The following is a 19,244-nucleotide window of genomic DNA, read 5'->3' as shown; positions in this document are numbered from 1 at the left end:
GACTTTACCGGAATTCCGAGGTTTTCACGAATCGAGGTCAGTTGGAGGTGAAGCCGACCAGCAGGCCGCCCGTCACCTTGACCGCGAGGTTGTAGATCCCGGCCATCACGGCACCGAGAACGGTGACCACGACGAGGTTCAGGATCGCGATGATCGCCGCGAAAGCCATGACCTGCGGCAGGCCGACGTACTGCGACAGAGTGGCGCCACCGTCGGTGAAGCTGGTGAAGAACTCATCGAGCCGGGGCAGCAGGGTCGCCGCGACCACGAGGTAGAGCAGGAAGTACGACACCACGGTGACGATGGCCAGAGCCACCGCTGCCAGGAACGACAGCTTCACCGCCGACCAGAAGTCGATGTAGACCAGGCGCAACCGCACCTGCTTGGCCGGGGTCTTGTGCGTCGACTTCTTCGCCAGCTTGTCAGCTACCGTGCTCATGCGTCAGTACTTTCCTCGGTGGTCTCGGGGGCGGAGCCGTCGGCCTCGTCCGCAGGGGATGCGGCGGGCTCCGTGGTCGTCTCCGTCGTCTCGGCCAGGTTCCGCTCGGCATTGCGGGCGATCGCGATGATGCGGTCGTCGCCACCGGCTCGGGCGAAAACAACACCCATCGTGTCACGGCCCTTGGCGGGCACCTCGGCCACGGAGGAGCGTACCACCTTGCCGCTGGCAAGAACCACGAGGACCTCGTCGCCCTCCGACACCATCATTCCGCCGGCGAGAACGCCGCGATCCTCGGTCAGGCGGGCCACCTTGATGCCCAGACCACCGCGGTTCTGCATGCGGTACTCGGTGACGGCGGTGCGCTTGGCGTAGCCGCCCTCGGTCACGACGAACACGAACTCGTCGTCCTTGGCGACGGATGCCGAGAGCAGGCTGTCGCCCTCACGGAAGTCCATGCCCTTCACGCCCGAAGTCGACCGACCCATCGGCCGCAGGGCACTGTCGGTCGCCGAGAACCGCAACGACATGCCGAGGCGGCTGATGAGCAGGATGTCATCGCCCTCGTCGACGAGCAGGGCGCTCACGAGTTCGTCGGCGGCGCCGGGCTCGCTCTCGTCGCCCTCCTCAGCCACCTGGCCGCGGAGCTTGATGGCGATGACGCCGCCCTGGCGGTTCGTGTCGTACTCCGACAGGCGCGTCTTCTTCACCAGGCCGCCGCGGGTGGCGAGCACGAGGTAGGTCGAGACGCCGTAGTCGCGGATGTCGAGGATCTGCGCGATCTCCTCATCCGGCTGCAGCGCGAGGAGGTTGGCGACGTGCTGGCCCTTGGCATCGCGTCCGGCCTCGGGAACCTCGTATGCCTTGGAGCGGTACACGCGACCCTTGTTCGTGAAGAACAGCAGCCAGTGGTGCGTCGTGGTGACGAAGAAGTGCTCGACGACGTCGTCGGCGCGCAACTGCGCGCCCTTGACGCCCTTGCCGCCGCGGTGCTGCGAGCGGTAGTTGTCGCTGCGCGTGCGCTTGATGTAGCCGTCGCGCGTGACCGTGACGACCATCTCTTCTTCGGCGATGAGGTCTTCGATCGACACGTCACCGTCGAACCCGTGCAGGATCTCGGTGCGGCGGTCGTCGCCGAAACGGTCGGTGATGGCCGTCAGCTCGTCGCGGATGATGGTGCGCTGGCGACCGGGGGTTGCCAGGATGTCGTTGTAGTCGGCGATGCGGGCCTCGAGTTCGGTCGCCTCGTCGACGATCTTCTGCCGCTCGAGGGCCGCGAGACGGCGCAGCTGCATGTCGAGGATGGCCTGCGCCTGCACGTCGTCGATGTCGAGCAGCTTCTGCAGACCCTCGTTGGCATCCTGAGCCGTCGGCGACCGGCGGATGAGCGCGATGACCTCATCGAGGGCGTCGAGCGCCTTGAGGTAGCCGCGCAGGATGTGCATGCGCTCTTCGGCCTTGCGCAAGCGGTACCGCGTGCGACGGACGATGACCTCGATCTGGTGATCGATCCACAGGCTGATGAAGCCGTCGAGCGAGAGCGTGCGCGGCACGCCGTCGACGATCGCCAGCATGTTGGCGCCGAAGTTCTCTTGCAGCTGCGTGTGCTTGTACAGGTTGTTCAGCACGACCTTGGCGACGGCGTCGCGCTTGGGCACGACGACCAGACGCTGGCCGGTGCGTCCCGAGCTCTCGTCGCGGATGTCGGCGACGCCGGTGATCTTGCCCTCGCGGGCCAGATCACCGATCTTGACCGCGACGTTGTCGGGGTTGACCTGGTAGGGCAGCTCGGTGATGACAAGGCACGTGCGGCCCTGGATCTCCTCGATGTTGACCACGGCTCGCATCGTGATCGAGCCGCGACCGGTGCGGTAGGCGTCTTTGATGCCGCGGGTGCCGAGGATCTGCGCGCGCGTAGGGAAGTCGGGGCCGGGAATGCGCTCCATGAGCGCTTCGAGCAGCTCCTCGCGCGTGGCATCCGGGTTCTCGAGTGCCCACAGGGCGCCGGCCGAGACCTCGCGCAGGTTGTGCGGCGGGATGTTGGTCGCCATACCGACGGCGATTCCGACCGATCCGTTGACCAGCAGGTTGGGGAAGCGCGACGGCAGAACCGTGGGCTCCTGGGTCTGACCGTCGTAATTGTCTTGGAAGTCGACGGTCTCTTCTTCGATGTCGCGCACCATCTCGAGCGCGAGCGGAGCCATCTTGGTCTCGGTGTACCGGGGGGCGGCGGCGCCCTGGTTGCCGGGAGAGCCGAAGTTGCCCTGGCCGAGTGCGAGCGGATAGCGCAGCGACCACGGCTGCACGAGGCGCACGAGGGCGTCGTAGATGGGGGCGTCGCCGTGCGGGTGGTAGTGCCCCATGACCTCGCCCACGACGCGCGCGCACTTGGAGAACGACTTGTCGGGGCGGAAGCCGCCGTCGTACATGCCGTAGATGACACGGCGATGCACGGGCTTCAGGCCGTCGCGCACGTCGGGCAGGGCGCGTCCGACGATCACGCTCATCGCGTAGTCGAGGTAGCTCCGCTGCATCTCGAGCTGGAGGTCGACCTGGTCGATCTTGCCGTGGTCGTGCGCCGGCTCGCCGCGGACGTCGTCGGGTTCGATCGTGCTGTCGTCAGCCATGTGTTCTCAGTTTCGTAGTGCGTCGTCGTTCGTCGCGCCGGGCGCGACGGAATCAGATGTCGAGGAAGCGGACGTCTTTCGCGTTGCGCTGGATGAAGGTGCGGCGCGACTCGACGTCTTCTCCCATGAGCACGGAGAAGATCTCGTCGGCGGCCGCGGCGTCATCGATGGTCACCTGCTTCAGCGTGCGCGTCTGCGGGTCCATCGTGGTCTCCCACAGCTCGTGGTCGTTCATCTCGCCGAGACCCTTGTAGCGCTGGATGCCGTTGTCTTTCGGGATGCGACGACCCGATGCCTGACCGTCGACGAGCAGCGCGTCGCGCTCCCGGTCGCTGTAGGCGTACTCGTGCGGGTGGTTCGACCACTTCAGTCGGTACAGCGGGGGCTGGGCGAGGTAGACGAAGCCCGCCTCGATGAGTCCGCGCATGTAGCGGAACAGCAGCGTGAGCAGCAGCGTCGTGATGTGCTGGCCGTCGACGTCGGCATCGGCCATCAGAACGATCTTGTGGTAGCGCGCCTTCGACATGTCGAAGTCTTCCCCGATGCCCGTGCCGAACGCCTGGATCATCGCCTGCACTTCTTTGTTGCCCAGTGCGCGGTCGAGGCGGGCGCGCTCGACGTTGAGGATCTTGCCGCGCAGCGCCAGGATCGCCTGGGTGTGCGGGTCGCGACCCTGCACGGCGGAGCCGCCGGCCGAGTCACCCTCGACGAGGAAGATCTCGCTGATCGAGGGGTCCTTCGAGGTGCAGTCCTTGAGCTTGTCGGGCATCGCCGCCGACTCGAAGACGCTCTTGCGGCGGGCGGTCTCGCGCGCCTTGCGGGCAGCCAGACGAGCGGTCGCGGCGTCGATCGCCTTACGGATGATGTTCTTGGCCTGGCCCGGGTTGCGGTCGAACCAGTCGCCGAGCTTGTCGCCGACGACCTTCTGCACGAACGCGCGCGCCTCGGTGTTGCCGAGCTTCGTCTTGGTCTGCCCCTCGAACTGCGGCTCCGACAGCTTCACCGAGATGACCGCGGTGAGACCCTCGCGGATGTCGTCGCCGGTGAGGTTGTCGTCTTTCTCTTTGAGGAGGTTGTTGGCCCGCGCGTAGCGGTTGACGAGCGTCGTCAGCGCGGCGCGGAAGCCCTCTTCGTGCGTACCGCCCTCGTGGGTGTTGATGGTGTTTGCGTAGGTGAAGACGTTCTCGGTGTACGCCGTGGTCCACTGCATCGCCAGCTCGAGCGCGATCTTGCGCTCGGTGTCTTCGGACTCGACCTCGATGATCTCGTCGTTGACGACGTCGGCCTTGCGCACGCGGTTGAGGTGCTCGACGTAGTCGACCAGTCCGCGCTCGTACAGGAACGAGTCGTGGCGGGCCTCGGTGACCTCTTCGCCGGGCTCGCCCTCGGTCACGAGCGACTGCGGTCGCTCGTCGCGCAGGCTCAGGCGCAGGCCCTTGTTGAGGAAGGCCATCTGCTGGAAGCGCGTACGCAGCGTGTCGTAGTCGAAGTCGATGGTGTCGAAGATCGTGGCATCCGGCCAGAACGTGATCGACGTGCCCGTGCTCTCGCTCGCTTCGCCCTTCTCGAGCGGAGCGAGGGGCACACCGCCGTTGCGGAACGACTGCCGCCACACGTGACCCTGGCGCTGCACCTCGACCTCGAGTCGGGTCGACAGCGCATTGACCACCGACGAGCCGACGCCGTGCAGACCGCCCGAGACGGCATAGCCGCCGCCGCCGAACTTGCCTCCGGCGTGGAGAACGGTGAGCACGACCTCGACGGTCGACTTGCCCTCGGTGCGGTGCATGTCGACGGGGATGCCACGACCGTTGTCGACCACGCGGACGGCACCGTCGCTGAGGATCGTGACGTCGATCGTGTCGCAGTAGCCGGCCAGGGCCTCATCGACGGAGTTGTCGACGATCTCTTGCACGAGGTGGTGCAGGCCGCGCTCACCCGTGGACCCGATGTACATGCCGGGGCGCTTGCGAACCGCCTCGAGCCCCTCGAGCACCTGGATGGCGTCTGCCCCGTACTCGTTGGGAACCTTCGCGGGAGAGGTCGCTTCGGGTTCCTCGGAAACGCTGTCGGGGTTTTCGGACGTCATGGGTACGCGCGCTCCAGAATCGGTTCGTCGGAACCTCCATCTTATCGCGCCGGGCCCTTCGAAACGGTGTGTGCGGCTCAATGCGGGGAGAAATCGCGTCGAACCGGGACCGACCATGGCCTAGCCGTAGGTATCGCGCGGACCGCGGCCTGGAACGGCTCTGGGCCCCCATTTCCAAGAGGGGACGTCGGGCCCGACGAAGCGGATCGCCTCCACCCCCGCTTCGGGGAAGCGTCTGATGATCTCCGACAGGATGTGCGCCCGCATGAGCTGCAGTTGCTTCGCCCACGCCGTCGAGTCGGCCTGGACGGTGAGGGTGCCGGCATCCAAGGCGACGGGCCGGGTGTGAGCAGCGGTGTCGGCCCCCGCCACCTCGTCCCACGTGCGCACGAGGTCTTCTCGCGACAATTGCGGCTCCCACCCGGCCGACTGCGTGAGGGCCGACAGCACGTCACCGAGACCGCGGGGATCGCGGCCGGGCGTGAAGGGGGCGTTCTCACCGTCGTCGGTGCGCCGGCGACGCTTCTTCTTGCGGTACGGCGACGGCTCGAGACCCCGCAGACGCAGGTAGGTCGAGATGGTCTCGGGAAGCTCGGGGTCGTCAGTCATCGTCCGACTCCCTGATCCGCCCCGCCTCGACCCTCACCACGTGTGCGCGCAGGGCGTCGGGAACGTCTTCTTCGACGGCGGAGGTGACGATGACCTGCTCGTACCCTCCCGCGAGCTCGGCGAGCCTGGAGCGGCGGCCGGCGTCGAGCTCGGCGAAGACGTCGTCGAGGATGAGCACGGGATCGCCCAGCCGTGATTCGGCACGGAGCAGCTCGGCGGATGCCAGCCGCAGCGCCAGCGCGACCGACCACGACTCTCCGTGGGATGCGTACCCCTTCACCGGCAGGCCGCGGACCTCGAGCACGAGGTCGTCTCGATGCGGACCGACCAGCGTGAGCCCTCGCTCGAGCTCCGTCGAGCGGCGGGCGGCGAGGGCCGCGCGGAACTGCTCGCCCAGCGGCGCCGACGAGCGTCCCGCCGCCGCGGAATCGCCCTCTTCGGGGTCGCCTCCTCCCACCGACAACGCCCAGGACAGCCGCGGTTCATGATCGGCCCCGGCGATGGCGGCGTAGGCGCGCGCGACCGGAAGGGAGAGATCGGATGCCAATGCCAGACGCGCCTCGATCACCTCGGTACCGAGGGTGATCAGCTTGTCATCCCACACGTCGAGAGTGCTGAGCGCGTCGCCTCGGAGCCCGCGGGCCCGGGCCGACTTCAACAGCGCACTCCGTTGGCGCAGGACGCGATCGTAGTCGCCCAGCACCGCGGCCATTCGGGGGGTGCGCTGCACGATCAACTGATCGGCGAAGCGACGCCGCGCGGAGGGGTCGCCCCGCACGATCTGCAGGTCTTCGGGGGCGAACAGCACGACCTGTGCGTAGCGCGGGAGCTCCGATGTGCGGACGTTCACCCCGTTGACCCGGGCTTTGTTCGCGCCCTGGCGGTTGAGTTGCAGCTCGAGCAGCACGCTGCGCTCACCGTGGGCGAGCCGGGCGCGCACGATCGCGGCATCCGTTCCATCGCGCACCAGAGGCGCATCGCTGGAGACCCGGTGCGATCCCAGCGTCGCCAGGTAGGCCACCGCTTCGACGAGGTTGGTCTTGCCCTGACCGTTGCGCCCCACGAAGACGTTGGCGCCCGTGGCGAGCGAGACATCGGCTGCCGCGTAATTGCGGAAGTCCTTCAGTCCGAGCTGCTCCACGATCACCGAGTCAGACTACCCGGGACCTCCGACACGGCTGCCGGACGACGACTCAGCGCAGAAGCAGGTTCGGCTGCAGCAGGTACTTGAACGAGCCTTCGCCGCCCTTGTCGACGGACGTCTGCGGGGTCACGAGCACCGGGCTGAGCTTGTTGGCGTTGTCGCTCGAGGTGAACGTGATGCGCGTGAACTCGCTGCGAACGGCTCCGAGCGACTCGAGCAGGTACTGCGGGTTGAGTCCGAGGGTGACCTCATCGCCCACGAGGGTCGCATCGACGGACTCCGTCGCGCGTGCCTGCTCCGTGCCGGAGGCGTCCATCGAGACGCCGTCGGGGCCGAAGGTGAATCGCAGCGGAGCCGAGCGGTCGAGCACGAGTGCCACGCGGCGCACGGCCTCGGCGAGTTCGGCGGTGTTCACGACGCTGTGGTGCTCGGTCTGGGCCGGGAACAGTCGACGCACCGGCGGGAAGTTCCCCTTGATGAGCAGCGACGTCACCGTCTTGTTGCCCGACGAGAACGCGATGATCTCGCGGTCTCCCGATCCCGAGAAGGCGATCGAGATGTCGCCGCCGTGCGCGAAGGTCTTGCCGACCTCCTGCAGGGTGCGAGCGGGAACGAGAGCCGACGTCGGCTCGTCGGATGCCGCTGCCCCGCCGTCCCACGGGATCTCTCGCAGGGCCACACGGTAACGGTCGGTCGCGACGAGGCTGAGCTGTGTTCCGGTGACTTCGAGCTGCACACCGGTGAGGACCGGGGTCACATCGTCACGGGAGGCGGCGAAGGCGACCTGAGCGATCGCGGTGGCGAACTCGTCGGCGGGAACGAGCCCGGACTCACCCGTCACCTCTGGGATGGCCGGGTATTCCTGCACGGGCATGGAAGCCAGGGTGAATCGCGCCGAACCGCACGTGAGCAGGATGCCGCCGTCGTCGTCGACCGCGATCTGGATGGGCGCGTTCGGCAGACGGCTCGCGATGTCGCTGAGGAGTCGACCGTGGACGAGGATCGTGCCCGGCTCGTCGACCGTGGCCTCGATGGTAGTGCGCGCGGACGCCTCGTAATCGAAGGCGGCGAGGGTGAGGCCCTCTTCGCCCGCTTCGATCAGCACGCCGGCCAGGATCGGCTGCGGGTTGCGCTGGGGCAGGAGCTTGACCACGAACGAGACGGCTTCGCTGAACACATCGCGATTGACGTGGAACTTCACGGGCGCTCCCTTGACGGCGGGTATGGCTTACCCATGCTAGTGCCCCCTTCGATGCAGGCACGGCGAGCGCTGTCGGCACGGCGAGGTCATCGAATTTCCCTTAACCAAGAGTTGGAGTCTTCATCTTGTTAACCGCTGTGGGAACTGTGGATAACTCCCGACACGCGTGTTAACAGCAGGGATGCGTGCGTCTGTTCACTGTGGACGGGTTGCGGAGAGCCTGTGTTGTTAACACGACTCGCGCGCTGCACCTCGAATGGCTCCTCCACAGTGTTAACGAATCCGTGCACAGTCCATCCGCAGGAAAGCCGAGTTATCCACAGGTTTTCCACACTGTGTAGAACCATGTCCGAAACTGCGTGCGAGCGGTGCTGTATGCCTGATCAGCGGCCAAAAACGGCGAAGGGGCCCGTTCCACGGAAATGGACGGACCCCTTCGGGAGAGCGGCACTCAGCGCATACGACCCAGCTGGCTCGTGATCTCGGAGACCTGGTTGAAGATCGATCGGCGCTCCTTCATGAGGTCGCTGATCTTCTTGTACGCATACATGACGGTGGTGTGATCCCGGTTGCCGAAGAGCTGTCCGATCTTGGGTAGCGACAGGCTGGTGCGCTCACGGCAGAGGTACATCGCGATCTGGCGCGCCGTCGCCACCGCCTGAGAACGGCTCGAGCCGTAGAGATCGTCGACCGACAGTTTGAAGTACTGGGCCGTCGCCGTGATGATGTCGGTCGGCGAGATGACGTTGGCGTCGTCCTGGTCGATGATGTCGCGCAGCACCGTCTGCGCGAGCGACATGTCGAGCGTGGAACGGTTCAAGCTGGCGAACGCCGACACGCGGATGAGCGCGCCCTCGAGCTCACGGATGTTCGACGAGACCACGGTGGCGATGTACTCCAGGACGTCGTCGGGAATGAGGAGTCTCTCGCTCTGCGCCTTCTTGCGCAGGATCGCGATGCGGGTCTCGAGGTCGGGCGCTTGGACGTCGGTGATCAGACCCCACTCGAAGCGGCTGCGCATGCGGTCTTCGAAGCCGGTCAGCTGCTTCGGCGGCAGGTCGCTGGTGATGACGACTTGCTTGTCGTGATCGTGGAGCGTGTTGAAGGTGTGGAAGAAGGCTTCCTGCGTCTCTGCGCGCCCCTGCAGGAACTGGATGTCGTCGATGAGCAGGATGTCGACGTCGCGGTAACGCGCCTGGAACGCCGAGCCGCGGTTGTTGGCGATCGAGTTGATGAAGTCGTTCGTGAACTCTTCGCTCGAGACGTATCGCACGCGGATGCCGGCGTACATGCTCGCGGCGTAGTCGCCGATGGCGTGGAGGAGGTGCGTCTTGCCGAGTCCGGAGTCGCCATAGATGAACAGCGGGTTGTACGCCTTGGCCGGAGCCTCGGCGACGGCGACCGCGGCCGCGTGGGCGAAGCGGTTGGACTGGCCGATGACGAAGTTGTCGAAGGTGTACTTCGGATTGAGGCGCGTGTCGTTGCGGGACGCGGGCACGATCGGTTCCGGCGTCTGATCGCTGACGGCGGAGTGGACGGTGATCGCGGGCGCCAACGGAGGGCGATCGCCGGCGGGGCTGATCGGCTCGCGAGGGGACTCGACGATGTCGGGGTTGACGACGACGCGGAAGGTTCCGATCTCGGGGTCGCTGCCCTGCACCTGGGCCAGCGCTTCGAGGATGGGCGCGCGCATGCGCTTGTTGAACTGCGCCGCGGTGAGGTCGTTCGGGACGTCGAGGTAGAGGGTGCCGCCCATGACGCCCTGCGGCACCGCCAGATTCAGGAAGCCGTGCAGCTGCGGGGTGACGCGGTCGTCAGTGAGAAGATGGTCCAGCACGGCTGACCAGACGGGTACATCCGGTACTTCGTGCAAAGACATATCCCCTCCGGGATCTAGACGCGACGGGCGATCGACGAGTCGCGCCGAACCTGTGGATAACTTCCGGGGCCACGCTAGTTCGCGGCTCTCGCGGAGCAAAATCCACTGTAAGACCCGGCCGCGTGTCTTTGCCACGCTTGTGGACAACGCCTGGGGATAATGGGCGGTCGGCTTCCCGGTTTGAGTTAACGCCGCGCACGACGTAGCCTTAGTCGGTTGACTTATGCCTATACGGCAGTCCCGACCCCGTCCCCGGCAGAAGAGCATCGGGCGACACCACCTCCGGAGTGACCCATGAGCAAGCGCACCTTCCAGCCCAACAACCGTCGCCGCGCCAAGAAGCACGGCTTCCGCGCCCGCATGCGCACGCGTGCCGGCCGCGGCATCCTCTCGGCGCGTCGCGCCAAGGGCCGTACCGAGCTCTCGGCCTGACAGACCCGGTGCTCGCGAAGCCGAACCGACTCACCCGCGGATCGGACTACAAAGCCACAGTCCGACGGGGCTCTCGCTGTGCCGGAGCGCACACCGTGACGTACGTCGGGACCTCGGCTGACACCGATGCACCGCGGTTCGGCTTCATCGTGAGCCGACAGGTCGGCTCCGCCGTCACCCGCAACACCATCCGCCGCCGTCTCAAAGCGGTGTGCGCCGAGGCGCTCCCGTCGATTCGCGGGGGCGCCTCGATCGTCATCCGTGCACTCCCCTCGGCCGCGACGACGGATTATGCGACCCTGCGTGCCGACGTGGTGAGATGCCTCGAACGGAAGGCGTCGGCATGAGCGCATCGACGCTTCCGACCTCGGCCACGGGCGCCGGTCGGCTCTCTGCCGATGCACTCCTGGCATCCGTTCCGCTCCTCCCCCGGAACGCGGGACTCGCCCTTCTGCACGCGTACCGGGCCACGATCTCGCACGTCTACGGCGACGTGTGCAAGTACTACCCCTCCTGCTCCGCCTATTCGGTGGGCGCCGTGCAGCAGCACGGACTCGTGAAGGGCGTCGCGTACACCGCCGCCCGTCTCGCACGGTGTCATCCCTGGGCTCAGGGTGGCATCGACGACGTCCGTCCTCACCGGGCCTTCCGTCACGAACTCACTCGGCACGGATTCGTCGTGCCCGCCCGAAAGGACTGATCGTGCAATTCGATCTCATTGGGACCATCCTCTGGCCGCTGAAATGGGCGGTCGAGCTCGTGCTGGTGGGGTGGCACTCGCTCTTCACCGCTCTGGGCATGCCTCCTGCGGCCGGCCTGACGTGGGTGCTCTCGATCGTCGGCCTGGTGCTCATCGTGCGCGCCGCGCTGATCCCGCTCTTCGTCAAGCAGATCAAGAGCCAGCGCAAGATGATGGAGATCGCTCCCGAACTGCGCAAGGTGCAGGAGAAGTACCGGGGCAAGAAAGACCAGCTGTCTCGCGAGGCGATGAGCCGCGAGACCATGGCGCTCTACAAGAAGCACGGCACCACCCCCGTCTCGAGCTGCCTCCCGCTCCTCGTGCAGATGCCGATCTTCTTCGCGCTCTTCAGCGTGCTGAACGACGTCGCGAAGCACGCGACCAACAATCAGGGTGGCGTGGGCCTGCTGACGCCCGAGCTGACGCGCGAGTTCTACGACGCTCGTCTGTTCGACGTGGCATCCATGCACGTGAACCTGGTCACCGCGTGGGGTCAGCCCGACGGTCAGATCACCGTCGCGATCCTGCTGACGCTCGTCGTGCTCATGATCGCGTCGCAGTTCTTCACGCAGCTGCAGATCATCTCGAAGAACCTGTCGCCCGAGGCCAAGACCGGCCAGGCGTATCAGATGCAGAAGATCATGCTCTACATCCTGCCGCTGGCCTTCATCTTCTCGGGTGTGTTCTTCCCGCTCGGTGTCGTCATCTACTGGTTCGTCAGCAACCTGTGGACGATGGTGCAGCAGTTCATCGTCATCCGCGAGATGCCGACTCCCGGTTCGGACGCGGCCAAGGCCCGCGAAGAACGTCTGGCGCGCAAGGGCAAGGCGATCGACTCGTCGGGCAAGGTCGTCCCGATGGAGAAGTACCAGGCCGAGCAGCAGCGTCTGCTGGAGGAGGCCGAGCGCGCTCGCGCGGCCGCGCCCAAGCGCCAGCAGCCCGTCGGCAAGCAGCGGGCCAAGAAGCAGTCCACCAAGAACTCCGGTGCCGCGGGCGGATCCGCCGGCGGATCCGGGTCCACCTCCGCCTCCTGACCTTCGGAGACCACGATGACGACGTCCGATCAGATCGCCCCCGAGCAGACCACCGCCACGGAGGAGCAGCTCGAGCAGGAGGGCGATATCGCCGCCGACTACCTCGAGGGGCTGCTCGACATCGCCGACATCGACGGCGATCTCGCCATGGATGTGCGCGCAGGTCGCGCCTACGTGTCGGTGGAGGCCGACGATGTCGAGTCGCTGTCGAGCATCTCGCACCCCGACACGGTGCAGGCGCTTCAGGAGCTGACGCGGCTTGCGGTGCAGAACTCGACCGGTCGCTTCTCGCGGCTGATCCTCGACATCGGGGGCTCGCGGGACGCTCGTCAGCGCCAGCTCGAGACCCTGGTCGACCGTGCGATCACCCGCCTCGAAGAGGGAGCGTCGCAGGCGTCGCTGCCGGCGATGTCGAGCTACGAGCGCAAGCTGGTGCACGACATCGCCGCCGACCGCGGCTACGCGTCGGAGTCGTTCGGCGAGGGTGCGGACCGGCACACCGTCCTTCGTCGAGGCTGACCCGCGGATGACGGAACAGCTCGAGTCCGAACCCGTCGCGGCCGCGCAGCTCTTCGGTGACCGCCTCGAGACGGCACGGCGTTTCACCGCCAATCTCGCCGCGCACGGCGAGGAGCGCGGCCTTATCGGCCCGTTGGAACTGCCTCGTCTGTGGACGCGGCACGTTCTGAACAGTGCGATCGCGGCTCCGTACTTCTCGGGTTCGGCCGTCGACGTCGGATCCGGCGCGGGCCTGCCGGGGCTCGTCCTCGCCATCGCTCGCCCTGACGTGGAATGGACGCTCATCGAGCCGATGGAGCGCCGGACCGCGTGGCTCACGGAACAGGTCGCCGACCTGGAGCTCGACAATGTCAGCGTCGAGCGCATGCGAGGTGAGGAGTGGTCACGGGGGCGTGTCTTCGACGCCGCCACGGCGCGCGCAGTGAGTGCGCTGCGTACTCTTCTGCCCTTCACCGCTCCCCTGGTGCGACCGGGCGGACGTCTCGTCTTCCTCAAGGGCGCCAACGTCGCCGGTGAGATCGACGCCGCGGCCAAGCAGATCAAGAAGTACGGACTGCAAGACGTGTCGGTGGAGATCGTCGGCGAAGGTGTGCTCGACGAGCCGACCCGGGTATTCCTGGCAACACTTAGTCGCTGACGTTTCACATGTATGCATGCGATGATCTAGAGTCCGTCACGGGTTGCGCGAGCGACAACTGATCGTCGCGATGCGACGTACGACATCCGTTGCGACGAGTGCGATTCGCGGCTGGACGACGGGTGGGCGATCGGCTGAGACGGCCGATCGGCATCCGCGTGCCGGGGTGGTAGACGATCGTCGCGGTGCCCTCCTCCAGGCGCGTCTCTGCGTCTCGCGATGGTCAAGGCGTTCCGAGCTTCCTGATTCGAGGTGACCCGGCCCTCGCTTGCGCGGCGGCGCGCGCTGATTCGGGCGCCGTTTCGCACCAATTCTCTGGCCGTGAGTTCGTCTCCCGTGGCCCGGTAGAGCTCCACCGGTGCACGGTATCGGCCCCGCGGTCTGCGCGCGGCCGTCTGGGGCGTGCAGTGGGCTTTGGCGCAGACGGAGAGCGGGGCCGGCTCTTCTCGGCGGTAGGTGCCGGCCGAGAGCAAGATCGTTCTGTCTGGGGTGTGGCGTCTGTGCAACGGGGACACGGACCGTGGTGCGGCGCGTGAGCCCCGTCGCCTCCCTTCTGCAACCAGCACACCGTAGGGTGTCGAGGCGGATTTTCTACGTTCCCGTCCGGGGGCGTTGGCGCCGATCGGGGACCCACTGTGCGCGTCCTTCAGGAGAAGCGTCTCTCGTTTCACGTGAAACGAAGCCGTCTCAGTCGATGCGTTTCGCTTGCGGCATGACACGGCACCGATGCCGATGGTCTCGGAATGGATCCTCCCGCATAGGTCGGTGCCGTCAGCTGCGCATGGCAGTGAAATCTGCGGCAGCCAGTGCTGGCCGCTGTGCGTGCTCACATCGCCCGCGGCGCGATCGTTGGCGCACCGACTGCCGCGAGGAGGGCTCGACCGCTCCCCCAAAGAATGTCACGATGGAGTACCGGGGTTCGGGTCGCCGGTGACTTTTGGGCGGGACGGTGACTTCGTGGGCGTCAGCTCGGGGCCGTCGTGGTGCCGGGCCTCCCACGAGTGAAGTTCTGGCGCTTTTCAACGCCGCCTGCGCGTCCCAGGTGCTGAGGACTCGCGTGGCGTTCAGACTAATGGAAGAAACTAGCGCGAACGAATTGCGTAACGCTTCGAGGGTCGGTGTGCGGTCCATGCGGTTGAGCGTCTGTCATGCGCCGCACCGCTGCGGTGAGATTTCCGCTGTTTCACGTGAAACACCCATCACCTCGTCGATGCCTGACGGCCGCACTCAACGCGGACGGTTGCTGACACAACGGATTCCTTGATGCGACGCGGCCCAACTTCGTCGCCCAGTGCCATAGCGCGGTCGTCGTCAGGTGCGGGTGACGAATGTGGTTCACGATGGCCCACCGGCCCTGAGCTGACGGCTGAGGAGCGTGCGGCGCTCGCAGCCCTTCATCACCGTCCGCGACGGGACGGTGAGCGAGATGGTACCCGGCAGTCGACGACGATGGCCGTATCCGGTGCATGGGCACCGCTTCGCCGCAGGCGCTCCGCGGCTGCCTCGCGATGACCGTCGGGCTGAACCTCGTTCGTGTCAGATGGGAAGCGATGACGGAGGCAGTCGCCCGCCCGTGGCCATGACAATGCATTCGCCGACTCTCCCGTCGGTGGTCACCCGTCGGGCCGCATTCCGAGGAGCGACCGCGGTATGACATGCGCGTGGCATCCTCTGCGACCCCGGTTCCCTTGGGAGGAGCTCGAGGGCCAGTGTTACTCGTCCGGGAGCATACGCGCTCTGGTTTGTGAAGAGTACGAATGGGCGTCGTTGGGGCTGCGTCGCCTGAAGGCACGTCTCCCCCGCCCTCTTCGGCATGTATCTACGGTGATGCGAGTCCCGAATCTGTGGCGCGTCGGCGTAGCTCATGGACCATACGGGTTCCTGCGGTTGCATTGGGGTCGTGCACGCGGCGTCGTCTTGTACGAGGCCGGACTGACACTGTGGCGTCGAATCTACACTTCGCACTGTCGCGCGACGATGTGGACGGCTGGACTGCTGGGGTCTGACGGAAGATCTGGCGTCGCACCTCGCTCGCGCGGCCAGGTGGATTCCTGCTCACCGCTGGTCCGATCGTTCGATACTGCCCATACGACGACGATCCGTGGGTGGCTCGGCCGCCGCGAGTCAACCACCGATCGGGCGCGTCCTTGGACATTCGCGCGAGCCGGCCTCTGACATTCGGACGATCAGTCTGCGCAGAGCGCTTCTCGGCGGGCGGATCCCCGCGGTGGCGTCGCTTCCGTCGAATTCGTGAGGCTGCTGAGGTGAACTTGACAGATGGTGGAGCTCGCCGATGATGCTCGGTCAGACGAATGGCGGCGTGGCCTGAGCCACCATGTCGCCACTTGGGTGCCCCTCCCGTTTCACGTGAAACATCACGGCGAAGCGCGGACCGGTCCGCACAGCCGGTCACTCGTTGCGGACAACGTTCTGACACACTGCGATGCGGGCTGGGTCACCGAGAGGAGGTGCGGCGGTGTCACCGGGGGCCTCGGTAGAGCAGTTCACGGCCGATCGAGTCCGTCGTGATGAACTCAGCCCCGTGGTCCCCCACTCAATCCGTCGGGCTGTGCGGCCTTGTTCGACAATGCGGTCGCGTCGGAGGAACAGCCCGGCGGAGCTGATTACACATGAGTTGTCCGCCAGTGGTCGTGGCCGACGCGCGAGTGTTGCAGTCGCGCGCGATCGCGTCCGGCGGGTGGCTGGCGGCATTGCACCCTGCTTGGTTCAGCTCAGCGCCACGCACCGAAGATCGACCCGCGCTCAACTCACAACTCAATGCGTGCGCACGCGGTACTTCGGTTGTCTGCGCCAATGTTTCACGTGAAACGTCTCGCCCATTCACTACGACAGCCACGACGCAGTCGAAGATGCAACCCCATCGGGCGGGTATCGAGTCAGCTTCAGCAATGAACATCGGCGCACTGCTCTGTGTGTCCTGGGTGACTCATCGTCGAGCCGTAGGAACTTGGCTCACGATGGTGATCACCTGGGTCTGCTTCGGCGGAGCAGATCATCGGGCGCATCGTCTGTTTCACGTGACACGCCGTCCACGAGCCGGTAGTGAGGAACAGGCACCTTCTGCCGCAACTGTCTAGCGTGGCGCGGGTGTGGCGCCGCAGTCACGTCCCGGTCCGGGCGCCCACGATCCGAATGTGCGCGTGGGTTCGTGAAGCCGACACCCTCGGGAACGAGAATGCCCACGAACGCCCCTGCGGGACGCATCTCGCCCTTCCCGAGAACCGCGGGGATCGGTGTCCGCGCGCGCCCAGCGGTTCCTACGTGGAACGGAGTCGTCCGTGAGGGACGCGCGGCCATTCTGCAGTTCGCTGGTCAGGCACTCTGTAGAGGCGCGTGCAAGCGTAGGCAGGAAGGCACGCGGGGCGACTGCGCTGACCGCGGGTATTGCCGAGTGCTGAGTGTGCGGGCCAGTTCGCCATGCAGGATTGCGGCACCATGCGAGCACCGGCGACATGAGCCTGCGAGAACCCGCGACACGAAGCGTTTCACGTGAAACATACAGTCGCACGCTCCCCTCGACGGGCGGAGGCGACGACGATACACGCAGCGCGGCCGCGCCACGAGGCGGAGGCGAGACCATTGCCAGACGCACCAACGCCCAAGCGGCAGCTCGAGTGACGCCAGCCGGGTGACCTCGCCGGAGGCCACCATCGCGCTGAACGTGTGAGACCTGGGCCCTCGAACGACCCGAGAGGGCGGAGCTTCCGACCGTGCCGCCGCGCGATCTCCCGTGCCCGCAGCTGCACCCCAACCGTCGAAACTTGGCGCGTCTTCCTCAGTGGCGCTGGCCCAATGTTTGCACGAGCCCCAGTCCCGGTAGGGCGTTCTCGATAGCGTCCACCGTGCGCTCGCTGTCGAGTCATCTGTTTGCGCCGCATGGCCGACGTATCCAACACCCGAACCGACGACCGGCAATGTCGGAGCCCGCGGGTAGACTGGGCAAGTTCGTGACGGTGAGAGGTGTTTCACGTGAAACAGTCCGGTGAGGCGTCTTCGTCCTTTTCTCTCTATGACTCCCCCATCGCCCGCGAGATCGCTGACTTATCCGCACGACGTCGTGCATTGGAAGCCGCCGATGTGACCCTGTCTGGGCGAACCCGGGTCCTCACCGTCTCCAATCAGAAGGGCGGCGTCGGAAAGACCACGACCGCCGTTAACATGTCGGCCGCGCTCGCATCGGTCGGCGCCCGCGTTCTGGTCGTCGACCTCGACCCGCAGGGCAACGCCTCGACCGCACTCGGCGTCAAGCACAATGCCGAGACACCGAGCATCTACGACGTCCTCATCAACGAGGTGCCGCTCGCCGACATCGTCCAGACCAGTCCCGAGTCCCCGAATCTGCTCTGTGCACCCAGTACGATCCATCTCGCCGGTGCAGAGATCGAACTCGTCTCTCAGGTGGCGCGAGAACACCGTCTCCGCGGCGCGCTTCGCGAATACCTCGAGATCGAGGGGAACCACTTCGATTTCGTCATCATCGATTGCCCCCCTTCTCTGGGGCTTCTGACGATCAACGCGTTCACGGCGGCTGACGAGGTCATGATCCCCATTCAGTGCGAGTACTACGCTCTCGAGGGTCTGAGCCAGCTGCTCGGCAGCGTGCAGATGATCCAGAAGCACCTCAACCCCAAACTGCATGTCTCGACCATCCTGCTCACGATGTACGACGGACGAACCCGTCTCGCGCAGCAGGTGGCGGAGGAAGTCCGTTCGCACTTCACTCACGAGGTGCTGAGCACGGTGATCCCTCGTTCGGTCCGTGTGTCCGAAGCGCCGAGCTTCGGGCAGACCGTCATCGCCTACGACGGCCAGTCGGCCGGAGCTATCGCATATCGCGAAGCCGCAGTTGAAATCGTCGCTCGCGACACCACCGAAAAGGATTCCTGATGGCAAAGAGGACCGGACTGGGTCGAGGCATCGGCGCGCTCATCCCCACCGCCGAACCGTCGGAGGCGCGCCCCGTCGACGTGTTCTTCCCCGGTGGGTCCACCGCAACCAGCGACGACTCGGCGACCCAGCCGCGCGAGACGAAGGACGGCGACGCAGAACAGCTCGTCGAGATTCCCGGTGCGCGTCTCATCCACATCGACCCGAAGTCCATCGTCCCGAACCCGCGTCAGCCGCGCACGCACTTCGACTCCGACGACCTCGCGGAACTCGTCCACTCCGTGCGCGAGTTCGGCGTCCTTCAGCCCGTCGTCGTTCGCGACAAGGGTGACGGCACATACGAACTCATCATGGGTGAACGTCGCACGCGCGCATCGCGGGAGGCGGGCCTCGACACCATTCCCGCGGTCGTGCGTGAGACCGAGGACGAGTATCTCCTCCGAGACGCGCTGCTCGAGAACCTGCATCGATCGCAGTTGAACCCTCTGGAAGAAGCATCTGCCTATCAGCAACTGCTTGAGGATTTCGGCATCACCCAGGAAGAGCTCGCGACGCGGATCGGGCGCTCGCGCCCGCAGATCAGCAACACGATTCGCTTGCTCAAACTCCCGGTCCCGGTGCAGCAACGCGTCGCCGCCGGCGTTCTGAGTGCGGGTCACGCCCGCGCCATCCTGTCGCTGGACGACCCGCGCGAGATGCAGAAACTCGCCGACAAGATCGTGAACGAAGATTTGTCGGTTCGCGCCGCCGAGGCCGCAGCGAAGATGCCGGGCGTCGTCCCCGTGCGGCAGAAGCCGCAGGCCGGCGGTAGGCAGGCCGGGCTCGATCAGATCGCGGAACGGCTGGGCGATCGGTTCGATACCAAGGTCCGCGTATCGATCAACGCAAAAAAAGGCCAGATCAGCATTGATTTCGCCTCCATTCAAGATCTGAACCGCATTCTGTCGAACCTGGGTGAAGAGGGATACACGGGGTGAACCCGGGCGT

At 66.0% G+C, this 19,244-nt stretch carries 15 protein-coding genes; 8 read left to right on the top strand and 7 right to left on the bottom strand.

Going from position 1 to position 19,244, the window contains the following annotated elements; genetic code table 11:
- Positions 1-37: 37 nt before the first annotated feature.
- The 7 genes from AS029_RS07550 to dnaA form a co-directional block, all read right to left on the bottom strand.
- The gene (locus AS029_RS07550) at positions 38-439 is read right to left on the bottom strand and encodes a DUF3566 domain-containing protein (RefSeq protein WP_058231963.1); all 402 of its coding nucleotides are present in this window, start codon (positions 437-439) and stop codon (positions 38-40) included.
- Positions 436-3,066, bottom strand: a complete 2,631-nt coding sequence (gene gyrA, locus AS029_RS07545) for a DNA gyrase subunit A (RefSeq protein ID WP_058231962.1) — start codon at positions 3,064-3,066, stop codon at positions 436-438. The genes AS029_RS07550 and gyrA overlap by 4 nt, the downstream gene beginning before the upstream one ends.
- A 52-nt stretch (positions 3,067-3,118) precedes the next feature.
- The gene (gene gyrB / locus AS029_RS07540; RefSeq protein ID WP_058231961.1) at positions 3,119-5,155 is read right to left on the bottom strand and encodes a DNA topoisomerase (ATP-hydrolyzing) subunit B; all 2,037 of its coding nucleotides are present in this window, start codon (positions 5,153-5,155) and stop codon (positions 3,119-3,121) included.
- Positions 5,156-5,275: 120 nt separating this feature from the next.
- Positions 5,276-5,764, bottom strand: a complete 489-nt coding sequence (locus AS029_RS07535) for a DciA family protein (protein WP_058231960.1) — start codon at positions 5,762-5,764, stop codon at positions 5,276-5,278.
- The gene (recF, locus tag AS029_RS07530; protein WP_058231959.1) at positions 5,757-6,911 is read right to left on the bottom strand and encodes a DNA replication/repair protein RecF; all 1,155 of its coding nucleotides are present in this window, start codon (positions 6,909-6,911) and stop codon (positions 5,757-5,759) included. The genes AS029_RS07535 and recF overlap by 8 nt, the downstream gene beginning before the upstream one ends.
- A gap of 46 nt (positions 6,912-6,957) precedes the next feature.
- The gene (dnaN, locus tag AS029_RS07525; protein ID WP_058231958.1) at positions 6,958-8,109 is read right to left on the bottom strand and encodes a DNA polymerase III subunit beta; all 1,152 of its coding nucleotides are present in this window, start codon (positions 8,107-8,109) and stop codon (positions 6,958-6,960) included.
- 451 nt (positions 8,110-8,560) lie between these two features.
- Positions 8,561-9,988: a chromosomal replication initiator protein DnaA gene (gene dnaA / locus AS029_RS07520; RefSeq protein ID WP_058231957.1), complete on the bottom strand. Its 1,428-nt coding sequence runs from the start codon at positions 9,986-9,988 to the stop codon at positions 8,561-8,563.
- A gap of 294 nt (positions 9,989-10,282) precedes the next feature.
- Between dnaA and rpmH the strand changes: the two genes are divergently transcribed.
- The 8 genes from rpmH to AS029_RS07480 all read left to right on the top strand — a co-directional run bounded on the left by rpmH (position 10,283) and on the right by AS029_RS07480 (position 19,234).
- Complete coding sequence (gene rpmH, locus AS029_RS07515) at positions 10,283-10,420, top strand: 50S ribosomal protein L34 (protein WP_055952712.1); 138 nt, start codon at positions 10,283-10,285, stop codon at positions 10,418-10,420.
- Between the two features lie 8 nt (positions 10,421-10,428).
- Entirely contained in the window at positions 10,429-10,767 is a 339-nt protein-coding gene (gene rnpA, locus AS029_RS07510) for a ribonuclease P protein component (RefSeq protein WP_058231956.1), read from the top strand.
- Positions 10,764-11,120, top strand: a complete 357-nt coding sequence (gene yidD, locus AS029_RS07505; RefSeq protein ID WP_228375904.1) for a membrane protein insertion efficiency factor YidD — start codon at positions 10,764-10,766, stop codon at positions 11,118-11,120. The genes rnpA and yidD overlap by 4 nt, the downstream gene beginning before the upstream one ends.
- On the top strand, positions 11,120-12,193 hold the full coding sequence (yidC, locus tag AS029_RS07500; protein ID WP_414683035.1) for a membrane protein insertase YidC: 1,074 nt from the start codon (positions 11,120-11,122) through the stop codon (positions 12,191-12,193). The genes yidD and yidC overlap by 1 nt, the downstream gene beginning before the upstream one ends.
- Positions 12,194-12,208: 15 nt before the next feature.
- Positions 12,209-12,712, top strand: a complete 504-nt coding sequence (locus tag AS029_RS07495; protein WP_058231954.1) for a Jag family protein — start codon at positions 12,209-12,211, stop codon at positions 12,710-12,712.
- Positions 12,713-12,719: 7 nt separating this feature from the next.
- Positions 12,720-13,349, top strand: a complete 630-nt coding sequence (rsmG, locus tag AS029_RS07490) for a 16S rRNA (guanine(527)-N(7))-methyltransferase RsmG (protein ID WP_058231953.1) — start codon at positions 12,720-12,722, stop codon at positions 13,347-13,349.
- A 3,981-nt stretch (positions 13,350-17,330) separates the two neighbouring features.
- A complete protein-coding gene (locus AS029_RS07485; RefSeq protein WP_058231952.1) occupies positions 17,331-18,257 on the top strand; it encodes a ParA family protein in 927 nt (308 codons plus the stop codon).
- Positions 18,257-19,234, top strand: coding sequence for a ParB/RepB/Spo0J family partition protein (locus tag AS029_RS07480; protein WP_058231951.1), 978 nt, complete (start codon positions 18,257-18,259; stop codon positions 19,232-19,234). Before AS029_RS07485 ends, AS029_RS07480 begins: the two co-directional genes overlap by 1 nt.
- Positions 19,235-19,244: the final 10 nt, after the last annotated feature.

Origin of the sequence: Microbacterium enclense (assembly GCF_001456955.1) — a bacterium.
Classification (GTDB): domain Bacteria; phylum Actinomycetota; class Actinomycetes; order Actinomycetales; family Microbacteriaceae; genus Microbacterium; species Microbacterium enclense.
This window is presented reverse-complemented; position numbering and strand designations above follow the sequence as displayed.